General features: G+C 68.9%; 23 protein-coding genes. 9 read left to right on the top strand and 14 right to left on the bottom strand.

All coding sequences use genetic code 11. The features are described 5' to 3' along the window. Nucleotides 1-31: 31 nt before the first annotated feature. Entirely contained in the window at nt 32-520 is a 489-nt protein-coding gene (locus LT971_RS05080; protein WP_237005768.1) for a Tfx family DNA-binding protein, read from the top strand. Between the two features lie 74 nt (nt 521-594). Here the strand turns inward: LT971_RS05080 and gcvPB are convergent, their stop codons facing one another. From gcvPB to gcvT, 4 genes are all read right to left on the bottom strand, one after another. Beyond that, nucleotides 595-2016 carry an aminomethyl-transferring glycine dehydrogenase subunit GcvPB gene (gene gcvPB / locus LT971_RS05075; protein WP_237005767.1) on the bottom strand — a complete coding sequence of 474 codons (1422 nt, stop codon included), beginning with the start codon at nt 2014-2016 and terminating at the stop codon, nt 595-597. Next, nucleotides 2016-3341, bottom strand: a complete 1326-nt coding sequence (gene gcvPA, locus LT971_RS05070) for an aminomethyl-transferring glycine dehydrogenase subunit GcvPA (RefSeq protein WP_237005766.1) — start codon at nt 3339-3341, stop codon at nt 2016-2018. The genes gcvPB and gcvPA overlap by 1 nt, the downstream gene beginning before the upstream one ends. A gap of 379 nt (nt 3342-3720) precedes the next feature. After that, nucleotides 3721-4095, bottom strand: coding sequence for a glycine cleavage system protein GcvH (gene gcvH, locus LT971_RS05065; RefSeq protein ID WP_237005765.1), 375 nt, complete (start codon nt 4093-4095; stop codon nt 3721-3723). Nucleotides 4096-4099: 4 nt separating this feature from the next. Next, nucleotides 4100-5191, bottom strand: coding sequence for a glycine cleavage system aminomethyltransferase GcvT (gene gcvT, locus LT971_RS05060; protein WP_237005764.1), 1092 nt, complete (start codon nt 5189-5191; stop codon nt 4100-4102). A gap of 353 nt (nt 5192-5544) precedes the next feature. Between gcvT and LT971_RS05055 the strand changes: the two genes are divergently transcribed. The 5 genes from LT971_RS05055 (at nt 5545) to hmgB (ending at nt 11092) form a co-directional block, all read left to right on the top strand. Further along, nucleotides 5545-6009 (top strand): NYN domain-containing protein, encoded by a 465-nt coding sequence (locus tag LT971_RS05055; RefSeq protein WP_237005763.1) that lies wholly within the window; start codon nt 5545-5547, stop codon nt 6007-6009. A gap of 54 nt (nt 6010-6063) precedes the next feature. Further along, a complete protein-coding gene (locus LT971_RS05050) occupies nt 6064-6906 on the top strand; it encodes a TatD family hydrolase (RefSeq protein WP_237005762.1) in 843 nt (280 codons plus the stop codon). Nucleotides 6907-7012: 106 nt separating this feature from the next. After that, nucleotides 7013-7591: a DUF2150 family protein gene (locus tag LT971_RS05045; RefSeq protein WP_237005761.1), complete on the top strand. Its 579-nt coding sequence runs from the start codon at nt 7013-7015 to the stop codon at nt 7589-7591. 49 nt (nt 7592-7640) lie between these two features. Further along, the gene (locus LT971_RS05040; RefSeq protein WP_237005760.1) at nt 7641-9665 is read left to right on the top strand and encodes a hypothetical protein; all 2025 of its coding nucleotides are present in this window, start codon (nt 7641-7643) and stop codon (nt 9663-9665) included. A gap of 89 nt (nt 9666-9754) precedes the next feature. Continuing rightward, nucleotides 9755-11092 carry a hydroxymethylglutaryl-CoA synthase gene (gene hmgB, locus LT971_RS05035; protein WP_237005759.1) on the top strand — a complete coding sequence of 446 codons (1338 nt, stop codon included), beginning with the start codon at nt 9755-9757 and terminating at the stop codon, nt 11090-11092. A 21-nt stretch (nt 11093-11113) separates the two neighbouring features. Here the strand turns inward: hmgB and LT971_RS05030 are convergent, their stop codons facing one another. The 3 genes from LT971_RS05030 to LT971_RS05020 all read right to left on the bottom strand — a co-directional run bounded on the left by LT971_RS05030 (nt 11114) and on the right by LT971_RS05020 (nt 12472). Further along, complete coding sequence (locus LT971_RS05030) at nt 11114-11299, bottom strand: DUF8147 domain-containing protein (protein ID WP_237005758.1); 186 nt, start codon at nt 11297-11299, stop codon at nt 11114-11116. 51 nt (nt 11300-11350) lie between these two features. Continuing rightward, the gene (locus LT971_RS05025; protein WP_237005757.1) at nt 11351-11656 is read right to left on the bottom strand and encodes a hypothetical protein; all 306 of its coding nucleotides are present in this window, start codon (nt 11654-11656) and stop codon (nt 11351-11353) included. Nucleotides 11657-11764: 108 nt separating this feature from the next. Continuing rightward, a complete protein-coding gene (locus LT971_RS05020) occupies nt 11765-12472 on the bottom strand; it encodes a helix-turn-helix domain-containing protein (RefSeq protein WP_237005756.1) in 708 nt (235 codons plus the stop codon). A gap of 115 nt (nt 12473-12587) precedes the next feature. Here LT971_RS05020 and LT971_RS05015 point away from each other — a divergent pair, with 115 nt between their 5' ends. Beyond that, nucleotides 12588-13214, top strand: coding sequence for a metal-dependent hydrolase (locus LT971_RS05015; RefSeq protein WP_237005755.1), 627 nt, complete (start codon nt 12588-12590; stop codon nt 13212-13214). Nucleotides 13215-13238: 24 nt separating this feature from the next. Beyond that, nucleotides 13239-13733, top strand: coding sequence for a GNAT family N-acetyltransferase (locus tag LT971_RS05010; RefSeq protein WP_237005754.1), 495 nt, complete (start codon nt 13239-13241; stop codon nt 13731-13733). Here LT971_RS05010 and LT971_RS05005 read toward each other — a convergent pair. From LT971_RS05005 to LT971_RS04995, 3 genes are read right to left on the bottom strand one after another with little or no spacing between them, the layout of a single operon-like run. After that, entirely contained in the window at nt 13730-14311 is a 582-nt protein-coding gene (locus LT971_RS05005; protein ID WP_237005753.1) for a DUF7978 family protein, read from the bottom strand. The genes LT971_RS05010 and LT971_RS05005 overlap by 4 nt on opposite strands. 28 nt (nt 14312-14339) lie before the next feature. Further along, entirely contained in the window at nt 14340-15020 is a 681-nt protein-coding gene (locus LT971_RS05000; protein ID WP_237005752.1) for a GNAT family N-acetyltransferase, read from the bottom strand. Further along, complete coding sequence (locus LT971_RS04995; protein WP_237005751.1) at nt 15017-15463, bottom strand: pyridoxamine 5'-phosphate oxidase family protein; 447 nt, start codon at nt 15461-15463, stop codon at nt 15017-15019. The genes LT971_RS05000 and LT971_RS04995 overlap by 4 nt, the downstream gene beginning before the upstream one ends. A gap of 458 nt (nt 15464-15921) precedes the next feature. Between LT971_RS04995 and LT971_RS04990 the strand changes: the two genes are divergently transcribed. Further along, nucleotides 15922-17388, top strand: a complete 1467-nt coding sequence (locus LT971_RS04990; protein WP_237005750.1) for a replication factor C large subunit — start codon at nt 15922-15924, stop codon at nt 17386-17388. A 12-nt stretch (nt 17389-17400) separates the two neighbouring features. Here LT971_RS04990 and LT971_RS04985 read toward each other — a convergent pair whose 3' ends face one another. From LT971_RS04985 to LT971_RS04970, 4 genes are read right to left on the bottom strand one after another with little or no spacing between them, the layout of a single operon-like run. Further along, on the bottom strand, nt 17401-18345 hold the full coding sequence (locus LT971_RS04985) for an amino acid ABC transporter permease (protein WP_237005749.1): 945 nt from the start codon (nt 18343-18345) through the stop codon (nt 17401-17403). Beyond that, entirely contained in the window at nt 18342-19091 is a 750-nt protein-coding gene (locus tag LT971_RS04980; RefSeq protein ID WP_237005748.1) for an amino acid ABC transporter ATP-binding protein, read from the bottom strand. Before LT971_RS04980 ends, LT971_RS04985 begins: the two co-directional genes overlap by 4 nt. After that, nucleotides 19091-19774, bottom strand: coding sequence for an amino acid ABC transporter permease (locus tag LT971_RS04975; protein WP_237005747.1), 684 nt, complete (start codon nt 19772-19774; stop codon nt 19091-19093). The genes LT971_RS04980 and LT971_RS04975 overlap by 1 nt, the downstream gene beginning before the upstream one ends. Nucleotides 19775-19780: 6 nt before the next feature. Continuing rightward, complete coding sequence (locus tag LT971_RS04970; RefSeq protein WP_237005746.1) at nt 19781-20572, bottom strand: transporter substrate-binding domain-containing protein; 792 nt, start codon at nt 20570-20572, stop codon at nt 19781-19783. Nucleotides 20573-20613 lie beyond the last annotated feature (41 nt).

Genomic DNA, 20613 nt, shown 5'->3' with positions numbered 1-20613 from the left:
GATTAACTCAAACAGTTTCGTTTGACTGGCCGTGGTCACGTCCGAGCACACGGTGCTGACCGACCGGCAGGTAGAGGTCCTCGAACTCCGGGAGCAGGGGTACACGCAACGGGAGATCGCCGACAGGCTGGGGACGACGGACTCGAACGTCAGCGCGGTCGAGCGCGCGGCCCGCGCGAACGTCGAGAAGGCACAGCGCACGCTGGACCTCGTAGCGGCGATCCGGGCGCCCGTCCGGTTCACGGCGCCGGCCGGCGAGAGCTTCGACGACCTCGTCGACGAGGTGTACGCGCGCGGCGACGACGCCGATGTCACGGTCGCCTACCCCCGGCCGGAACTGTACTCGGTGCTCTACGAGGAGCTGTCGGCACACGCCTCACAGAACCGACTGGAGACGCCCGTCGAGGTCGCAGTATCCGCCGACGGCGACGTCACCGTGCACGTCGAGGAGTCGGCGCCAGAGAGCGAGACGGACGGCGAAACCCCCGAGAACAGCAGCGGCGACACCGCGAGCCAGTGAGCGAGTAAGTGAGTGCGTGTGTCGGCGTCGGGGAGTGCGATTCCGAGAGGGGCGCCTCCGACCGTCCCGGCAGTCTACTCGAGGTCGTGCCAGGACAGCCGCGGATTGCGGGCGGCCGTCGTCTGGTCGATGCGGCGCGCAGTCGTCCGGTTCGGGGCCGACTCGAGGGTCTCGTCGTCCTCGGCGGCGACGGCGTTGAAGGCGTCCGCGAGGTCGTCGAGGTTGTCTTTCGTCTCGACCTCCGTCGGCTCGGTCATCAGCGCCTCGTCGACGAGTTCGGGCCACTTCGTGGTCGGCGGGTGGACGCCGTAGTCCAGCATGCGCTTGGCGACGTCGGCGGCGTCCTGGTCGCCCGCGCTCGCGACGAACTCGTGGTGGAACGGCCCGAGCGGAATCTCGTAGTCGAGCTGTTCGGCGAGGTAGTTCGCGTTCAGGACGGCCTTCGCGGAGGCGTCGGCGAGGCCGTCGTCGCCCAGCCGGTCGATGTACGCGAACGCCTTCACGAGCACCGGCCAGTTCCCCTGGAAGCCGTGGACCTTCCCGACCGAGTGCTCTGGCGTGTACAGCTCGTAGTCGCCGGCGTCGCCCTCCCGGACGTGGGGGTCCGGCAGGAAGTCAGCCAGTTCGTCGGTGACGCCCACTGGGCCCGCACCCGGGCCGCCGCCGCCGTGCGGCGTGGCGAACGTCTTGTGGACGTTGAAGTGCATGATGTCGAAGCCCATGTCGCCGGGGCGAGCGCGGCCCAGCAGCGCGTTCAGGTTCGCGCCGTCGTAGTACAGCAGCCCGCCGGCGTCGTGGACCATCTCCGCGATGGTCTCGATGTCGCGCTCGAACAGCCCCAGCGTGTTCGGGTTCGTCAGCATCAGTGCGGCCGTGTTCTCGCCGAGTGCGGCCTCCAGCGCCTCGAGGTCGACGCGGCCGTCGTCGCCGGACGGAATCTCGACCACGTCGTAGCCGCCGAGCGCGGCCGACGCGAAGTTCGTGCCGTGCGCGGCGTCGGGGACGATGACCTCGTCGCGGTGGCCCTCGTCGTTGGCCTCGTGGTAGGCTTCGGCGACGAGGATGCCCGTGAACTCGCCGGCGGCGCCCGCGGGCGGCTGGAGCGTGACGGCGTCCATGCCGCCGATGCGACCGAGGTAATCCTGGAGGTCGCCCAGCAGTTCGAGGGTGCCCTGCAGGGAGTCCTCCGAGCGGTCCGGGTGGACGGCAGCGTCGGGGAGGGCGGCGGCCTCCTCGGTGAACCGGGGGTTGTACTTCATCGTGCAGGAGCCCAGCGGGTACGGGCCGGAGTCGACGCCGTAGTTCTGCTGGCTCAGGCGGACGTAGTGGCGTGCCAGTTCCGGCTCCTCGGGGCTCGGTAGCTCGACCTCGTCGCGCGTGAGGTCGTCGGGCAGCGAGGAGTCGACCTCGACGGTGGTCTGGTCTTTCTCGCTGAGCAGCGGCTCGTTCGTGTCCTCGCCGGCGGGCCCGTAGCGTGCCTGGTCGTAGTGCTCCATCACTCGCTCACCTCCCTGACCGCGGCGACGAACTCGTCGGCAGCGTGCTCGTTCGCGTCCGTGACACACACCTGGAGGGTGTGGTCGTCGACGGCGTGCACCGCGAACCCCTCGGCTTCGAGGTCGTCGGCGACGGCGGGCGCGGGCTGGTCGGTGCGCGCCTGGAACTCCCGGACGTGGTGGCGGTCGTCGTGGATCGGCGCCGTCACGCCGCGGACGTCGTCGAGGCTCGCAGCGAGGTCGCGGGGCAGTTCGACCATGCGCTCGGCGAGGTCGACGAGGCCGTCCGCACCGAGCCACGCGGCGTGGATGGCGGCCCGGAGCGCGACCCACGCCTGGTTCGTGCAGATGTTCGACGTGGCGCGCTCCTTGCGGATGTGCTGCTCGCGGGTCTGGAGCGTGAGCGTGAACGCCCGCGTGCCGGAGTCGTCCTCGCTGGCGCCGACCAGCCGGCCGGGCACCTGCCGGAGGAACTCCTCGCGGGTGGCGAACACGCCCAGCCCCGTGCCGTAGCTCGTGGGCATCCCGAGCACGCTGGCGTCACCGACGACGACGTCCGCGCCGACGTCGGCGGGCCGCTGGAGAATCGACATCGCGACCGGGTCCGAGCCCAGACAGAACAGCGCGTCGTGGCTGTCGGCGAGGTCGCCGACGGCGTGCAGCTGTTCCTCGACGGTGCCGAGCGTCGTCGGGTTCTCGGCGTACACCATCACGACGTCCTCGGCCATCGCGGCCTCGAGGGCGTCGACGTCGACGTTCCCGGCCTCGGTGGCGTAGCGCTCGACGGTGACCTCGGAGCCGCCGGTGTAGTTCTCGAGGACGCTGACGTGGCTGTCCCGGACGTACTCGGGAACGAGCACGCGGTCGCCGTCGGCGGCCCGCACGCGCTTGGCGAGCAGGGCGGCTTCGGCGAGCGCAGTCGCCTCGTCGTACATCGAGCAGTTCGCGACGCCGAGCCCCGTCAGCTCGACCAGCAGGCTCTGGTACTCGAACAGGACCTGCAGGAAGCCCTGCGTGACCTCGGGCTGGTACTGCGTGTACGAGGTGATGAACTCCGAGCGCTGCGAGACGCTGTCCACGAGCGACGGCACGTAGTGCTCGTAGTGGCCGCGCCCGAGGAACTCCGTGAGGTCGTCGTTGGCCGCGAGGCGTCGCTTCGTCTCCCGGAGCGCCGCCTGCTCGGACTTGGCGTCGATGCCGAACTCGCCCTCGAAGCGCACGGACTCCGGGACGTCGAACAGTTCCTCGACCCGGTCGACGCCGACGGCCTCGAGCATCGCCTCGGTGTCCCCCTCACTGTGGGACGCGTACGGGCTCCCGCTCATCGGTGTCCCCCTCGCTCCCCGAGTGCACCGCCGACGGTTCCGGTGGCTCTCATATCCGGAAGTTACGACCCTGCGCTAAAGATACTCCCGGTTCCGGAACGTCCTCACCCCCGAGACTGTCCACGAACGTGCCTACAACCAGTCCATTTGCAAGTCTCTTAGGCACGGACGAGGGGTGAGGTGACGGTTCTTGCGACCGACGGACCGACAGCACGTATCTGCCGGCTGGCCAGCCCACCGCGAGCGCGAGCGGGCCAGCGGTTCGAAGGCATCGTGAGCGCACACCGGCGGCGGAACGAGCGGGTTGGCGGAGAACAGCTTCGTTTCGCGTAGCTTCTGCGAGGACGCCCTGAGCGCGCCCGCAGCGAAAACGAGAGACTCAGGCGATCTGGTCGTGGTACTCGTCGGCGTCGAGGGTGTCCTCGAGGTCGGCGTCGTCGAAGTCGAGTTCGACGAGCCAGCCGTCGCCGAAGGGGTCCTCGTTGACGAGCTCGGGCTGGTCGGCGAGGTCCTCGTTGACGGCGGTGACTTCGCCGGAGACGGGGGCGTAGATGTCGGAGACGGCCTTGATGGATTCGACGACGCCGAACTCGCCGCCCGCCTCGAGGTCGTCGCCGACGCCGGGCAGCTCGACGAAGACGACGTCGCCGAGTTCGTCCTGCGCGAAGTCGCTGATGCCGACGCGGCCGGTCTCGGGGTCGATCCACTCGTGCGATTCGAGGTACTGCAGGTCGTCGGGTACGTCGAAGCTCATTGGTCTAGAAGGGTGGGGTGGTGATGGTTGCCTGTTTGCCGGTGCCGCGCACGTCGACGTGGACGGTGGTGCCGTCCTCGGCGTAGTCGGCGTCGACGTAGCCGAGCCCGATTGGTTCGTTCAACGTCGGGCTCATCGTGCCGCTGGTGACCTCGCCGATCTCCTCGCCGTCGGGCGTGGTGATGGCGTAGCCGTGGCGGGGGACGCCGCGCTCGTCGAGCGTGAGGCCGACGAACGTCTGGTCGAGGCCGGCGTCCTGGTGGGCCGCGAGGGCGTCCCGGCCGACGAACTCGGTGTCGAGGTCGACGACGAACGAGATGCCGGCCTCGAGGGGCGTCCGGGGGTCGTCCTCGGGGTGGAAGTCCTGCCCGGACAGCAGGAAGCCGTACTCCATCCGGAGGGTGTCGCGGGCGCCGAGCCCGCAGGGCTGGCAGTCGTTCGCGAACGCGTCCCAGACGGCGCCTGCGCCGTCGGCGGGGAACACGAGCTCGAAGCCCGCCTCGCCCGTGTAGCCGGTGTTCGCGACGAGGCAGTCGACGCCGGCGACCTCGGCGCCCGCCGCCTCGAACATCGAGAGGTCTCGGACGTCCTCGCCCGCGCGGGCGGCGACGAGGTCCGGGGCTTCTGGGCCCTGGACGGCCACCATGCCGTAGTCGGTGGTGACGTTGTCCACGGTCGCTGCGAGGTCGTGTGCGTCCCGGTAGTCCGTCCACCGGTCGTAGGCGGCCTCGTCGTGGCCGGCGTTCGGGACGAACAGGAACTCGGCGTCCCCCCAGTCGTCGGGCGTCCGGTAGACGACGGTGTCGTCGACCATGACGCCGTCCTCGTCGGTGATGGCCGCGTACTGGGCGTCGCCGGGGTCGAGGCTCGTCACGTCGTTGGTCGTCAGCCGCTGCATCAGGCGTTCGGCGTCCGGCCCGGACACCTCGATCTCTCCCATGTGGGAGACGTCGAAGATGCCCGCGGCCTCCCGGACCGCGGCGTGTTCCTCCTGGATGCCCGCGAAGTCGACTGGCATGTCCCAGCCGCCGAACTCCGTAAAGGAGGCGCCGCGGTCCTCGTGTCGGCCGTACAGCGGCGGCGTTCGAAGACCCATACGTGGCCCGTCGCGTCCCGGGAAGTAAGGCTTTCGTGAATCGCCTCGGAGTCGAGGCACGGAGTATTCGCCTCGACCGCCTGCAAACCGGAGCGCGGAGTCGCCACTCGAACGGCGGCCGGTCAGGAGAGGACAGAGACGGCGAGTGCCGGCAGTGAGCCGTCGCTTGGCTTCACTCTACGGTCGGAACGCAGCCAGAGCGTACACCACATTTCGGTGTACAGAACCGCCGGGGGTCTCCAGTCGAATCGCCGCAGCCGACCGGGGAGGGGCGCCCGTCAGGCGGCGACACGACGGGTGCGGGGCGACAGTCGTTCCGGCACGCTCTTGGCTCGCGACCCCCGAACCGAAGTATGGACCGACTGCGGGACCTGCTGGGGGACGGCGAGACGCCGGGCGGCGTGGCGCTGTTCGTCGACGGCCCGAACGTGCTCCGCGAGGAGTTCGACGTGGACCTGGACGACGTGCGAGAGGCGGCGAGCGAAGTCGGGCCGCTGGCGGTGACGCGGCTCTACCTCGACGAACACGCGACGCCGTCGCTCATCCAGGCCGGGGAGGCCCGGGGGTACGACGTGCGGGTCACGAGCGGCGACGTGGACGTGAAACTCGCCGTGGACGCGACGGAACTGGTGCTGGACGACGGCGTGGACGTGCTCGCCGTGGCGTCCCGGGACACCGACTTCAAGCCCGTGTTCGAACAGGCCGAGCGGCGCGGCGTGCGGACGCTCGCCATCGCGCCGGGCGAACACGGCCGGTCGGACGCGCTGCGGCACGCCGCGACCGACGCCGTGGTGCTCGACGGCGACTCGGACGGCTGACGCGCACCGGCACGGACGAACAGGCTTTCGGGCGGCGAGGGCGAATCCGAGTCCATGACCGAGTTCGATCAGCCGGTGCTCGACGACCACCTCCACCTCGACGCCGAGAACCAGGGGCTGGACGCCGTCCGGGAGTTCTCGCGGGCGGGCGGCACGCACCTGCTCGTCGTGAACAAGCCCTCCTGGCACCTCGGCGTCGAACCCGACACCGGCGACGACTTCCGGCCGGTGTTCGAGGAGACGGTGCGGCTCGTCGAGGCGGCCCGGGAGATTCTGGACGGCGAGGCTTGGCCCGTGCTCGGCGTCCACCCCGGTCTCGTGTCCCGGCTGGTCGACGAGCGCGGCTTCTCCCCCGAAGCGGCCCGCGACCTGATGTGCGCCGGCATCGACGAAGCAGCGGACGTGGCCAGCGAGGGCCGCGCGGTCGCGCTGAAGTCCGGCCGGCCGCACTACGACGTCAGCGACGCCGTCTGGGACGCGTCGAACGCCGTGATTCGACACGCCTGCGAGCGCGCAGCAGAAGTGGGCGTCTCGCTGCAGCTGCACACCGAGGCCACCGAGGACCTGACCGAGGTCGGCGAGTGGGCCGAGAACGCCGGGCTCGCGCCCGAACGCGTGGTGAAACACTACGCGAGCGGTCGGCTCGCCGGCTGCACGCCCAGCGTGATGTGCGAGAAGGAGTATCTCCGGGACGCCGTCGAGTCCGGCGAGCCGTTCCTGATGGAGACGGACTTCGTCGACGACGCGGACCGCCCGGGCGCCGTCATGGGCCCGAAGACCGTCCCGCGGCGTGTGCGCTGGCTGCTCGAGGACGGCCACGAGGACGCGGTCCGGCGCGCGCACGTCGAGACACCGCAGGCGGTGTACGGCGTCGATACCGAGGCGACGATGGACTGAACGGCCGCCAGAAGTTCTCTTGCGCCCGTTCCACGCTTCGTCGGCCCGGTCGGGCAGTGCTCCGCTGAAGGAAAGGCCTTTGTCTCGCGCGGCCGCCCGTTCGGGTATGAGCGCCCCCGAAGAGGAGTTCTACTCCGAAGAACGATGGCAGAACTGGCTCGACCGCCTCCGCGAGGAGGACCTCGACCCCGAGGACGAGGACTCCGCGCGGCTGCTGTTGAACCTCCAAGACGACGTCGCTATCGCCGTCGCGAAGATTCTGAAGGCGTTCGAGGACGACGAGCTCGAACAGGAGGAGACGATGGACGAGCTCGCGGACATCCGTGAGGTCGTGCTCGCGGAGCCCGCGTTCGACGACGAAGACAAGCTGATGCTGGTCGACGGCGTCCAGACGAGCCTCGTCGCGGTCTTCTACAGCGCCGAACAGTACGTCGCAGACGGCGTCGCCGACGAGGCGTCCGTCGAGGAGTACGTGCAGGCGGCCGTCGAGGCCGAAACCGGCGAGGACCTCGACCGCGCGCTCGGCCTGGTCGCCGCCGCCGGCACCCGGGTCGTGGACGACGAAGAGCTCGACATGGAGCTGCTGGAGGACGTCGAGTACGGCCTCGTCACCGAGTGGGTGAACGGCCTCGACAGCCTCCAGAGCGCGCTGTCGGACCCGGAAGTCATCGAGGACGACGACTGAGCCGGTAGCCGCCGCGTTTATACAGTTCGCCTCCCGACTTCACCCAACCGTGCGATTCAGGGACGACACCCGCGGAGTGACGGTGCAGGTGGGGGCAGTGTTACTGTTCGCCACCATCATCATCGCGCTCTCGGTCTACCAGGCGTCTGTCGTCCCCGCCGAGAACAGCGACGTCGAGTACCGCCACAGCCAGCAGGTCCAGGGGCAGCTGGTCGACGTGCGGAACGCGCTCGTGTCGACGGCCACGACCGGCGACGGCCGGCCGGCGACCGTCTCGCTGGGTACCGAGTACCCGAACCGCGTCTTCCTCGTGAATCCGCCGCCAGCCGCGGGTACACTCAGGACGAACACCTACGACGACCCGAACGTCACGGTGTCGAACGTCAACGCGACCAACGACGAGACCCGTGACTATCTGAACGGCTCGTGGGCCAAACCGACGAAGTCACTCTCCTACGTTCCGGGGTACAACGAGTACCGGGACGCGCCCCGGCTGCGCTACGAGGCGTCGCTGCTCTCGAACTACTACCCGGACCAGAACACCTCCGTCCCGCTGACCGAACAACTAGTCGTCGACGAGCAGACCAGAACTGTCTCGCTGGTCGCGCTGAACGGCTCGCTGAGCACGTCGCGGTCGTCCTCGGTGGCCGTCGACCCGACGGCGTTGAGCGCGCCGGCAAACCGCGTGCAGGTCCAGCCCGACGATTCGACCGAGCCGGTGAACGTCACGATTCCGACGGTCGTCGACGCCGGTGTCCTGCGGAACAGCACGAGCCTGGGCGACAATCCGAACGTCACCGTCGCCCAGAACGGGACGGACCGAGTGACGCTATCTATCGACTGGAGTGGCCCGTTCACGCTGCGGACCGCGAAAGTCGGCGTCGGCAGCGGCGCGACGAACCCGGCCCCGTACTACCTCACGCTCGTCGAGAGCGACGACGACAGCGTCACCGTCGAAGCGCGCGACGAGTACAACAACCCAGAGTCGGGGGAGTTAGTGACTGCGAACCGCTCGGACGTCTTCGAGGACGAGGACGGGAACAGGACGACGAACGAGGACGGGCGTGTGACGTTCGAGGTGAACGGTAATCCCACTGAGACCCCAGTCCAGTTCGAACTCGTCGACGCGACCGGCAGCGAGGCACAGCGGACGGTGAACGCGACGGTCGGTGAGACGAGCACGCCGGCAGTCGGGAACGGCAGTGGCGGGTCGCTCGTTCTCGTTGGTAACGGAACAGCGTTCGACGGCGAGGACGACGATAGTGTTCCTGGTGGCGTGTACTTCAACGTCTCGAACCAGTACAGCAGCAACGTCACGATAACGGACGTGACGGTGCTCCCCGAGAGCGACGCAATCGACGGACTGTCGGACAAAGCTCCCGGGTACGACTACGGAAGTAGCGAATTCGCCGTGTCACCGACCGGGCAGAACGAGACCGTAGACGTGCCCCTCGTGGATGACGAGTACACGTACGTAGGGACGAGGGGGCTGACGCTGTCGCTGGCCCAGAACCGAACCGAGACCGTCTATGACACCGGTTCCGGTTCGTTCACGACCACGGAAGTGAATGCGTCTGGGACGGTGTCGCTGTCTCCGAACGGCACGGCGCGAGTGTCGTTCGCGGAGTTCTATGCAGGCGTCACGTCGGACTTCCCCACCGAGGTGAACGTCACAAATGAGGACTTCCGCGTGGTGGTTGCGTACGAACGTGACGGTGTCCGGGAGACCAGCGAGTTCCTCGTGTACGCGCACCCAGCGGCAGAGAACGGGGGCGGTGGCGGTGGGCAATCACCACCGGCAGTCGATTCGTTCGCGGCGTCTGAGGGGAACGGCAACGATATAGACGCCGACTGGTCGGTTTCGGACCCGGACGGCGACCTCTCCTCGGTCGAGGTGCAGTTCGACTCACTGGACAGCGGCGACTCGAACACACAGACCACCGCAGTCAGCGGTGGGTCGGCGTCAGGAACGACAACTTACAAGGGGAACAACAAGGAGGAGTACGAGGTTACAATCGTCGTGACAGACGACGCAGGGAACACGGACACGGAGACGCAGACTGTCCAGCTCTGAATGGTGGGGAGGCCCCGCTGCGAAATTTTTCGACTATCGTCGAAACACCTATCGACAAGCCCATAAGCCCCTCCTGAGTACGTCCAGCCATGACAAGCGTCGGCATCGATGCGATGGAGATCTGGACGGGGAAGCTGAAACTCGACCTCGGGGAGACGTTCGCGCCGGAGATGGGCGACGACCCCGAGAAGTACACGAAGGGGCTGGGGCTGCACGCGTCGTCGTTCCCGGACGCCTACGAGGACATCGTGACCATGGGCGCGAACGCCGCCCACCGGCTGATGGAGCGCAAGGGCCTCGAACCCGACGACGTCGGCCGCATCGACGTGGCGACGGAGTCCGCGTTCGACAACTCCAAGCCCGTCTCGACGTACATCGCCGGCTGCCTCGAGCAGGTGTACGACGGCGACTTCCACCACGCGAACAAGGGCGAGCGGAAGTTCGCGTGCATCGCGGGGACCCAGAGCCTCGACGACGCCGTGAACTGGATCCTCGCGGGCCGGAACCGGGGCCGGGGCGCGCTCGTGGTGGCGACCGACACGGCGCTGTACGCCCGTGACTCCTCCGGCGAGGCGACGCAGGGCGCTGGCGCCGTCGCGATGTGGATCACGGAGGACCCGGACATCGTCGAGCTGTCCACGGAGCAGGGCTACGGCTCCGCCGACGAGACGGACTTCCTGAAGCCCAACCAGCAGTTCCCGAGCGTCGACGGGAAGCGCTCGATGCAGGTCTATCTCGCGCGGATGCGGGAAGCCCTCCAGGACTTCGAGCGCGCGGCGGGCGCCTCCCACCCCGACGACTACGCGTACATCCCGTTCCACACGCCGTTCCCCGGGATGGTCCGGAAGGCGGCCGTGCTGGGCTACCGGCACATGATTCGCGGTACCGACGTCGAGGACGAGCTCGCCGGGGAAATCGGCCGCCAGCCCCGCCGCGAGGACTTCGACTCCAAGGACGCGTTCGACGACGCCATCAGCGAGTACGTCGACGGGCTGACGGACACGGACGCGTACCGCGAGTGGTACGACGGGACCATCGAGCCGACGCTCTCGATCTCCAGTCAGGTCGGGAACTGGTACACGGGCTCGGTGCACCTCGCGCGGTTCAGCGCACTCAAGCACGCCGCGGAGAACGGCATCGACCTCGCGGGCCAGCGACTGCTCCTGGCGTCGTACGGCTCCGGTGCGCAGGCCGAAATTCACGCGGAGACCGTTCAGGACGGCTTCAGTGAGGCCGTCGCGGCGTCGAACGTCGACGAACACATCGACGCGCGCTACGACCTCAGCTTCGACGAGTACGAGCAGGTCCACGACCGCCACAACCACGAGAAGAGCGTGGAACTGGAGCCGTTCACGCAGCCCGACAGCGAGTTCGTCTTCGACGGCTGGGGCCCGATGAACGAGCGCAAGTACACGTACGTCGAGTAATCCCTCTCGTCGCCGCTGCTGCTACTGCTGTTCTCGACGGCTCAGGTACACGCCCGTCCCGATTGCGACGGCAACGCCCGCGAGCACGCCGGCGGGGACGCCGACGAACACGGACGGCCAGACGACGTCCCGGAGCAGTGACGTGACCGCGACGGCGACGGCGAGGAACGTCACGACGCCAGCGAGAATCGAGAGGAGTACGCGCATGGACGGCTGCAGGGCGGGTGTCTACCTAACGGTTCGGGTGGGCGGGGAGCGTCAGTTCTGCGTGGCGGCGACCGGCTGGTCGTCGCCGGCGGGCGCGGCGAGGTCGGGGTACTGTTCGACGCCGGCGTACGCAACTGCCTGCTCGCCGAGCCGACGGGTCCGTTCTTCGAGGTCGTCCTCGGCGAACGCGCCGTCCGCGAACGTCGACCCGGAGCTCTGGAGCGTCGCCGGCGTCGCGGTCGTCGCCGTCCCGCGGCGGCAACTCGAACTCGCGGAGGTCGACGAGGTCGGTGCTGGCGGCGTCGAGGGCGGTCTGGAGGGCGATGCGGGTGCCGGAGTCGTCGCTGAGGCTGCCACAGACGGCGACGACGTGTGTGCTGGAGGCCATCTCGGTGGTATTCGATACGACCGAAACGACAATAAGCGCTCTCGAAAGCCAGTTTTTGTAGGAAAGCCGAGATTTCTTCAGGCGTGCTGGCGGAGCGACGCGAGCATCTCCTCGACGGGCATCTCCGTGACCGCCAGCGAGAAGCCGTCGCGCTTGGCGAGGGCGGGGGCGTGCTCCCAGAGCTCGTCGGGCGAGAGGCCGTGGAGGAGCACTGCGCTCGGCGTCGGGTCGACGACACGCATCGCGACCAGCGGGCTCTCACCGCGGGAGACGTTCGTGAACCCGAGCACGCGGCTGGTGGACTGGCCGTACAGCCGGTAGAAGCCGTCGCCCGAGAGCCGGCGGATGGCCTCGATGGAGTCGATGACGGTGTGGCCCGAGACGGTGTCGCGGTCGCCCCGCACCACCTCGGTGGCGTCGACGGCGTCGTAGAGGTCGTCGAGCGCGACCGCAGTCGGGTACTCACGGAGGTCGAGGACGACGTCGCTGTCGAAGCCCGCCGAGAGCACGCGGGCGAACTGCCCGATGTGTGTGCCGCCGCGGCGCTCGTCGATGTCCAGCAGAGCGTTCACGAGCCGGCTGACGAGCGCGATGCCGGGGCTCTCCCGGCGCCCGCTCTCGTAGTCCGAGACGACGGAGGAGGAGACGTCGAGTTCCTCGGCGAGCGCGGTCTGGGAGACGTCGAAGTCGGTGCGCCACTTCCGCAGCGTCGCGCCGGGGTCGTCGCTGAGCGTGACCTCCCCGGCGATGCGCACCGCGAGCCCCTCCCGTGGGTCCTCGTCCATGTCCCCGTTTTGGCCAGTACCCCGGCAAAAACCTACCGACAGGGTGCGGGACTCGACCGGCGGCGCCGAAAGCCGGGGCAAGACCCATTGTGGGATGGTTCCGAGTAGCAGGCGTATGCCTTCGACGGTCGTACACGTCGCGTTCGGCGCGCTCGTGGCGACGGCACTGCTGCGGGTCTTCGACGCCCGGACGCTGGGCGCCGTCTGCGCGTTCACGGCGCTCCCGGACCTCGACACGTTTCTCGGCGTCTGGATTCCCGGCGGCCACCGCGCGCTCCTCCACACCGCTCTGCTGCCGCTGGCGCTCGGCGCGCTCGTGGCGTGGGACGCCCGCCGAGACGGCGGCTGGCTCCGGCGGCAGTTCGGCGACACCGGCCCCCACGTCGCCGGCGTCGGCGTCGTCGCGCTCGCGCTCGGCGGCATCGCCCCCGACCTGATGACGAACGGCGTGAACCTCCTCTACCCCGTCCACGACACGTTCTACGCGTTCGACGGCGAACTCCAGCTCTCGAGCACTCGGGGCGTCGTCCAGACGTTCGTCGAACTCGGCGGCGAGGACGCGGACAGCGTCGTCGGCACCACGGAGACCGTCCACTACGAGACCGGCGTCGACGTCGAGCGCGGCGACGACCCCGCGGACGCCGAGCGGCTGTTCCCCATCGTCAGGTCGGGGATGCAACTGGTCGTCGTCGCCACCGCCGCCGTCGCTGTCTGGGGTCGCTTCCGCGAGGGCAACCGCTAACTCCGCCCGGCGGGAACCCGGGGCATGGTCAGGCCGTACGACGCCACCCGGGACGCAGACGACCTCTGGGCGCTCAAGCAGGGGTTCGAAACCGGGCTCGGCGAGGGCACGGGCAGCGACGAGAAACACGAGGTCTACGAGGCGAAGCTCACCGACGACTACCGGTCGCGCTGGCTGGACTGGGTCGCGCGCTGCGTCGACGAGCACGAGCGCTGCGTGCAGGTCGCCGAAGGAGGAGACGAATCCGGCCACGCGGGCTACGTCTTCGTGCTCCCCGAGTCGCTGTCGTTCGTCTGGGACGCCGCCGTGCTCAACGAGATCTTCGTGCGCCCCGAGCACCGGGGCGACGGCGTCGGCGACGACCTGATGGACGCCGCACTGGCCGTCGCTCACGATCAGGACCTCCCGCTGGACCGGATGGTGCTGGACGTCGACCGGGAGAACGACCGTGCGCAGGCGTTCTACGAACGGTACGGCTTCGAGCACTGGGGCGAGATGGTCGCCCGCGACCTCGACTAGCGCGTGACGGCGCCGAGCACGCCACCGAGCCCGCCGAAGACTGCGGGGTAGACGACGCCAGCGAGGAGGACGCCGAGCGCGTAGTCGACGTGGACGGTGGTGTCGCCGACGCTGTACCGGAAGAGGAACAGCCCGACGACCGCGAGCACGGCGTACCCAAGCGTCACCGCTGCGCCCGCCCGAACGCCACCTTCCGCGTCACTGGCGTCTCCGGCGCGTGCCACGACGAAGCCGGCTGCGAGCAGGACGACGACCGGAACGAGGTACAGCAACATCGGGGCGTTCCCGTCCGCGACGAGGTTCTGCGAGACCCGACCGGAGCCCAGCGCGGGCGTCGTGAACGCGACGTTGTGTGCGTTGTAGTACAGCCAGCCGACCGCCTGCCAGCCGGGAATCGGGTCGCCGCCGAGGAGGTCGACGATGGCGTTGTACGCCTGGAGAGACTCCTCGACCGACCCGGACTGCCAGAGGTACGTGACGAGGTAGCCGACCACGTAGGCGACGGCGCCGGCGGCGGCCCCAGCTACCGCGCTGGTCACGCCCTGCGACGACGAGGAGGTCGACTCGACTGAATCCATACCCGCTCGTCCGCCGGCGACCCGGAAGTCACTTCTGGCCGCTCGCGGCCCGCCACTCCGCCCGCGAAATCGTGTATCTGACCTGGTCGACGCCACCGCTCCCGTCGGGGGCGGCAGCGAAGTGCCGCAGGAGCCCCTCGCGGTGGCCGCTGTGCCTGTCGACGTAGGACTCGATGGCGCTGCGGGACGGGTCGTTGCCCGCATTGTGACACACTGCGACGACGCCGAAACCGAGCTCGTCGAACGCGAGCGCCAGGAGCGCGTCTGCTCGCTCCCCGGAGTACCCCCGGCCCCAGTACTCCTTGCGGAGCCAGACCCCCAGCGTCCCGCAGTCAGCGTCCCAGTCGCAGGTCAGCGCACACGTCCCGGCGAGCACGCCGTCGTCGGTGTCCACGAGCGACCCTGCCAGCGACTCCGGGGTCGGCTCGGCGTCCTTCGGCCGGATGGCGTACGTCGCGATCTCGCCGTCCGCCCACGCCTCCTCGAAGTGCGCGAGCGTCTCCCGGGACTCCCGCCGCGACTCGTGGGGCGTCCAGGAGAGGTGTTCGGTCACCGCCTCGATGTGGGGGTTCCGGTCCGACGCCGCCCGGTAGAACTCGGCGACGGAGACGTTCGCCCGGCAGCACTGCTCCAGCCGCAGCCGCTCCGTGGACAGCACCGACGGGAACGCCTCCCCCTCGGCGTCCCCGCCCGCGGGCCTTCCGGTCACTCCCCCGGCGGCGCCTCCTTGCGCCCCGTCACGTCGTCGGTCCGCAGCCGGAAGAACTCGAAGTCGGTCTCCACCGTCGGCCGCTCGAAGACGTCCACCAGCGGGATGTCCACCCGCCGCAGCGCCTCCAGTGCCTCCGTCGACACGTCGTCGTCGTCGGTCGACTGCAGTTCGCCTTTCGCCACGACGCTCCGCCAGCCCTCGTCGGTCTCCTCGTGCACCACGAACGAGACCGCCACGTCCTCCGGCCCCGGCTTCTCCGTGTCCGCGTCGTACGCCAGCCTGAAGAAGAACGACCCAGTGTCCGCGTCGTAGCCGTACGAGACGGGAATCGAGTGCGGCGGCCCCTCCCCGTTAGCGAACGACATGACGCCGGTGCCGCCCGCACCCAGGAAGGCTTCACGCTCCGCCTCGTCGAGGTGGACCGCTCGCGAATCACTCATGGACACACGTACCACGCCACACCGCAAAACTGTACGGGCTGACTCGACGGCTTCCCCGGAAGTCGGGGTGTGCTCGCTCCAACGTGCTCTCCCTCCAGTCGTCCCCACGCGGCTCGCGGGTCGCTGCGCTCCCCGCTCGCTCTAACGTGGCCTCGCTTTGCTCGGCCACGCGCTCCTCACGGCTCACTACGCTCGCCGTTCGTCCGGCCCGTTCCCTCACTCCGTTCGGGAACGCTGTTCGCGGGTCGCTGCGCTCCCCGCTCACCATACCGTGCTCTCCCTTCGGTCGAGCACGCGCTCCGCGGGTCGCTGCGCTCCCCGCTCCGCCTCGTTCCCTCGCGCTGCTCGGGAACGCTGTTCGCGGCTCCCGGTGGTCGCCGCTCACGATAACGTGGCCTCGCTTCGCTCGGCCACGCGCTCCGCAACACCTAACCGGAACTCCTCCCTACCGGATGCCAATGGTAGACTGGACGGAGAAGTACCGTCCGTCGTCGCTCTCCGAGGTGCGCGGCAACGACAAGGCCCGCGACGCGCTGGCGGAGTGGGCGGAGACGTGGGAGGACCACCGGGAGGCGGTCGTCGTCCACGGCAGCCCCGGCGTCGGGAAGACGTCGGCGGCGCACGCGCTCGCGAGCGACGCCGGCTGGGACGTCGTGGAGTTGAACGCCAGCGACCAGCGCACGGCCGACGTGGTCGAGCGCGTCGCGGGCGAAGCGGCGAAGTCCGGGACGCTCACCGGCGGCTCCAGCGGGAAGAAGCTCGTCCTGCTGGACGAGGCGGACAACCTCCACGGGAACGTCGACAGGGGTGGCAGCGCCGCCATCACGCGACTCGTCAAGGAGTCCCCACAGCCCATCGTCCTCGTCGCCAACGAGTACTACGACATGAGTTCGACGCTCCGGAACGCCACGCAGGACATCGAGTTCCGGGACGTCTCGAAGCGCTCCATCGTCCCGGTGCTGCGGGACATCTGTCGGCGGGAGGACGTGGAGTACGACGAGGACGCGTTGAAGGCCATCGCCGAGCAGAACGCCGGGGACCTGCGGTCGGCGGTCAACGACCTGCAGGCGCTCGCGGAGACCGACCGCAAACTCACCGAGGACGACGTGGTGATGGGGGAGCGCGACCGGTCGGAGGGCGTCTTCGACTTCCTCGACGGCCTCATCAAGACCCACGGCGCCGAGGAGGCGCTGCAGGCGGCCTACGACGTCGACGAAACGCCGGACGACCTCCTGAACTGGGTCGAGGACAACGTCCCGAAGGACTACTACGGCGACGAGCTCGCGGTGGCCTACGAGTTCCTGTCGAACGCCGACATCTGGCTCGGCCGGGTGCGGGCGACCCAGAACTACTCGTACTGGCGGTACGCGACCGACAACATCGCGGCGGGCGTCGCAGCCTCGCGCCAGCACGACCACGGCGGCTGGACGCGCTACGGCCCGCCGAGCTACTGGCGGAAGCTCGGGAGTTCGCGGGCGACCCGGGAGAAGCGCGACTACGTCGCCCGCCACATCGCCGAGACCGCGGGCTGCAGCATGGCGACGGCGCGCAACGACGTGTTGCCGTTCCTCGCGGCGATGACCCACCACTGCAAGAACCGGGAGCTGACGGTGGCGATGACGGCCGCCTACGACATGCAGGAGGAACACGTCTCGTTCGTCACGGGCTCCGGGGAGACGACGAACAAGGTGGAATCCATCGTCGCTGACGCCGAGGAACTCCGGGAGGAGGCGGCCGTCGACCACTCCGGCGGCGCCTTCGAGGGCGCGACTCTGAGCGAGAGCGACGACGGCGGAGACGACGCCGACGGGGACGATGACGGGCAGGACGTGCTCGTCGATCAGGACGACGAAGACGAGGCCGCGAGCGAGGACCGCGATTCCGGCGACGACGAGAGCCAGCGCGGTCTCGACGAGTTCTTCTGAAGCGGGCGCTGCCTAGTCGGCGGACATCCGTCCGTCGCCGGAGCCGCCGACGCCGGGGATGGCGACGCGCCCGCGCACCCACTCCATGACCGTCGTCGCGGACAGCACGAGTGCGAGGTAGACCACAGCCGCCAGCAGGAACAGGTCGAGGAACCGGTAGTTGGCGTAGGCGGCGGCCCGAGCGGCGTGGAACAGCTCGCCGACCGTGATGAACGCCGCCAGCGAGGAGTACTTCGTGAGGTAGACGAGCTCGTTCGTCCACGACGGGATGGCGAACCGCAGCGCCTGCGGCATGACGACGTACCGGATGCCCTGCACGCGGGAGAGCCCGATGGACCGGGCGGCGACGAGCTGGCCGGGGTCGATGCCCTCGATAGACCCCCGGATGTACTCGGCCTGGTAGGCCGCGCTGTTGATGGTGAAGCCGACGACGGCGACCCAGACGGCCTGCTCGGGTACGATGCCGCTGCCGAGGTACGGCACCGCGGCGAACCACCGCGACAGCGGGAGCGCGTAGTACAGCACGAACAGCTGCGCGAGCAGCGGCGTCCCCCGGATGAGTTCGATGAACGCCAGCGCGACCCAGTGGGTGACGCGGCCGTAGACGCGGGCTGCGGCCAGCGGCACCGCCAGCACCAGCCCGAAGATGGTGGCGAAGATCGTGAGCACGACCGTGAGCCACGCGCCGGCGGCGAGGTCCGGGAGGTACGTCATGGCGAACGACAGCGACCCGAGGCCGTTCGCGACCCAGCCGACCGGCTCGCCGAGCACGCCGGTGCCGGCCACCGCCTCCCGCAGCGCCGTGGACGCGTCGGCTACCGGCTGCGGGTCGAAGAACGGCTCGCCGGCCGCCACGAACACGCCGCCGAACCAGTCGTTGAGCAGCCGGGCACCGAACCACAGCCAGAACACGGCCAGCGCCCCGTCCCGGACGGCGCGCTTCGTCGACCGCGTCATTGGTCGCCGTGCAGCGAGGTGAGCCGCCCCAGGAAGTCTCTGGTCCGGTCCTGTTCGGGCGCCTCGAACAGCTGGTCCGGCGGCCCCTGTTCGACGAGCTCCCCGTCCTCGAGGAAGAGGACGTCGGTGGCGGCCTGTCGCGCGAACCCCATCTCGTGGGTGACGACGAGCATCGTCATCCCCTCCTCGGCGAGGTCCCGCATCACCTCGAGGACTTCGCCGATGAGCTCGGGGTCCAGCGCCGACGTCGGCTCGTCGAACAGCATCAGCTTCGGGTCCATCGCGAGCGCGCGAGCGATGCCGACGCGCTGCTTCTGGCCGCCGGAGAGCTCGGCTGGGTAGGAGTTCGCCTGCTCGCGGAGGCCGACCGACTCCAGTTGCCGGGCGGCCTTCTCGACGGCGTCGGGCTCGCTCATGTCGCGGACGCGCTTGAGGCCCAGCGTGACGTTCTCGAGGGCGGTGAGGTGCGCGAAGAGGTTGAAGTCCTGGAACACCATCCCGACCTGCCGCCGGAGGTCGTTCTGGTTCATGTCGTAGATGGACTCGCCGTCGAGAGCGATTTCGCCCTCGTCGATGTCGGTGAGTCGGTTGATGCACCGCAGCATCGTCGACTTCCCCGACCCCGAGGGGCCGACCAGGACTTTCACGTCCTGGCGGTCCATCTCGAAGGAGATGCCTTCCAACACACGTTCCTCGCCGTAGCTCTGGTGGACGTCGACGACGTCCAGGAGTCTGTTCTCAGCCATTAGTAGTTACCTCCGGGAATCGCGACCCGGTCGTTGAGTACTTCGATGCCGCGGTTGACGCTGAACGTCAACACGAAGTAGATGAGCGACGCCGCGAGGAACACCTCGAGGGCGGCCGACGTCTGCAGCGAGAAGAGGTCGTAGCTGCGCTTGAGGAGTTCCGCGACGCCGATCGCGTACGCGATGCTGGTGTCCTTGAGGACGATGGTGAACTCGTTCTGGAAGCCCGGGACAGACCGCCGCAGCGCCTGCGGAAGGACGACGTGCCGGATGGCGTCCAGTTTCGAGAGGCCGACCGCGCGCGCGGCCTCCATCTGGCCGCCCTCGACGCTCTCGATGGCGCCCCGGAAGATCTGGCTCTGGTAGGCCGCCGAGCGCACGCCGAGCGCGAGCGTCGCCGCGAGGAACGCCGGCGAGACGCCGAACGCGAAGTACGTGATGGCGATGATGACCAGAATCGGCGTGCCGCGGATGGCGACGCCGACGGGTCGCACGACGCCCTTCGAGTACGGGCCGCCGTACGCCTCGACGACGCCCGCTGGCAGCCCGAGGATGAACCCGAGCACGATGCTGTAGAACGTCAGCTCGACGGCGATGCGCGTGCCCTCGACGAAGAACTGGCGCTGCTGCCAGACGAACTCCCAGTCGCCGAGCGGCTGTGCCGACAGAAAGACGGAGTCCATCGAGTGTTACTCGCCGCTGGCGAACCACTCCTCGGTCAGGTCCTGGAACGTGCCGTCGTCCTGGACCTCGGCGAGACCGTCGTTGAGTGCGGTCTGGAGCTCCTCGCCGCCCTCGGGGACGCCGAAGCCGTACTGTTCGCCGGTCTCGATGGTGAACGCGGTGACGACCGCGCGGTTCGAGACGAACGTCTCCGCGACCGGCGTGTCGACGATGACGGCGTCGACGTTGCCGTTCACGAGGTCCTGGACCGCGAGCACGTAGTTCCCGTACGTGGACTTCTGGCCGCCGGCGATGATGCCGTCTTCGACGAGGGCGTCTACCTCGTCTTCGCCGGTGGTCCCCGTCTGTGCCCCGACGGGGCGGTCCCCGAGGTCGTCGCGGCTCCCCGGGCGGAAGTCGGCGTCCTCGCGGACGAGGACGGCCTGGTTGGCGTCGTAGTATGGGTCCGAGAAGTCGATCGTCTGGTCGCGTTCGTCGTTGATGGTCATCGCCGCCGCGATGACGTCGATGTTGCCGTTGTCCAGCGACGTGATGAGCTGGCCGAACTCGAGGTCCTCCCACTCGCCGAGCTCGTAGTCGGTGCGGTCGACGACCTCGGTGAGCAGGTCGATGTCGAAGCCGACGAGGTCGCCGCTGTCGTTGACGAACTCGAACGGCGGGAAGCCCGACGCCGTCCCGGGCGTGATGGTGTCGGCGTTGCCGCCGTCGCCGGTGAGACTGGTGCAGCCAGCGAGCGTCAGTGCGACACCGGTACCGCCGACGGACTTCAGGTACGTGCGTCTGTCCATGTTCGACATGATGGGCTTCGATAGAACCCCCCTGTACATAAATACACCAT

Origin of the sequence: Halobacterium rubrum, from assembly GCF_021729015.1 — an archaeon.
GTDB lineage: Archaea > Halobacteriota > Halobacteria > Halobacteriales > Halobacteriaceae > Halobacterium > Halobacterium rubrum.
Note: the sequence above shows the minus strand (reverse complement) of the source record. Positions and strands in the feature narration are given on the sequence as shown.

Coding starts and splice junctions, on each gene's coding strand:
- gcvPB (WP_237005767.1), bottom strand. CDS start 2,016: ATGGAGCACTACGACCAGGCACGCTACGGGCCCGCCGGCGAGGACACG.
- gcvPA (WP_237005766.1), bottom strand. CDS start 3,341: ATGAGCGGGAGCCCGTACGCGTCCCACAGTGAGGGGGACACCGAGGCG.
- gcvH (WP_237005765.1), bottom strand. CDS start 4,095: ATGAGCTTCGACGTACCCGACGACCTGCAGTACCTCGAATCGCACGAG.
- gcvT (WP_237005764.1), bottom strand. CDS start 5,191: ATGGGTCTTCGAACGCCGCCGCTGTACGGCCGACACGAGGACCGCGGC.
- LT971_RS05055 (WP_237005763.1), top strand. CDS start 5,545: ATGGACCGACTGCGGGACCTGCTGGGGGACGGCGAGACGCCGGGCGGC.
- LT971_RS05050 (WP_237005762.1), top strand. CDS start 6,064: ATGACCGAGTTCGATCAGCCGGTGCTCGACGACCACCTCCACCTCGAC.
- LT971_RS05045 (WP_237005761.1), top strand. CDS start 7,013: ATGAGCGCCCCCGAAGAGGAGTTCTACTCCGAAGAACGATGGCAGAAC.
- hmgB (WP_237005759.1), top strand. CDS start 9,755: ATGACAAGCGTCGGCATCGATGCGATGGAGATCTGGACGGGGAAGCTG.
- LT971_RS05030 (WP_237005758.1), bottom strand. CDS start 11,299: ATGCGCGTACTCCTCTCGATTCTCGCTGGCGTCGTGACGTTCCTCGCC.
- LT971_RS05020 (WP_237005756.1), bottom strand. CDS start 12,472: ATGGACGAGGACCCACGGGAGGGGCTCGCGGTGCGCATCGCCGGGGAG.
- LT971_RS05015 (WP_237005755.1), top strand. CDS start 12,588: ATGCCTTCGACGGTCGTACACGTCGCGTTCGGCGCGCTCGTGGCGACG.
- LT971_RS05010 (WP_237005754.1), top strand. CDS start 13,239: ATGGTCAGGCCGTACGACGCCACCCGGGACGCAGACGACCTCTGGGCG.
- LT971_RS05005 (WP_237005753.1), bottom strand. CDS start 14,311: ATGGATTCAGTCGAGTCGACCTCCTCGTCGTCGCAGGGCGTGACCAGC.
- LT971_RS04995 (WP_237005751.1), bottom strand. CDS start 15,463: ATGAGTGATTCGCGAGCGGTCCACCTCGACGAGGCGGAGCGTGAAGCC.
- LT971_RS04990 (WP_237005750.1), top strand. CDS start 15,922: ATGGTAGACTGGACGGAGAAGTACCGTCCGTCGTCGCTCTCCGAGGTG.
- LT971_RS04985 (WP_237005749.1), bottom strand. CDS start 18,345: ATGACGCGGTCGACGAAGCGCGCCGTCCGGGACGGGGCGCTGGCCGTG.
- LT971_RS04980 (WP_237005748.1), bottom strand. CDS start 19,091: ATGGCTGAGAACAGACTCCTGGACGTCGTCGACGTCCACCAGAGCTAC.
- LT971_RS04975 (WP_237005747.1), bottom strand. CDS start 19,774: ATGGACTCCGTCTTTCTGTCGGCACAGCCGCTCGGCGACTGGGAGTTC.
- LT971_RS04970 (WP_237005746.1), bottom strand. CDS start 20,572: ATGTCGAACATGGACAGACGCACGTACCTGAAGTCCGTCGGCGGTACC.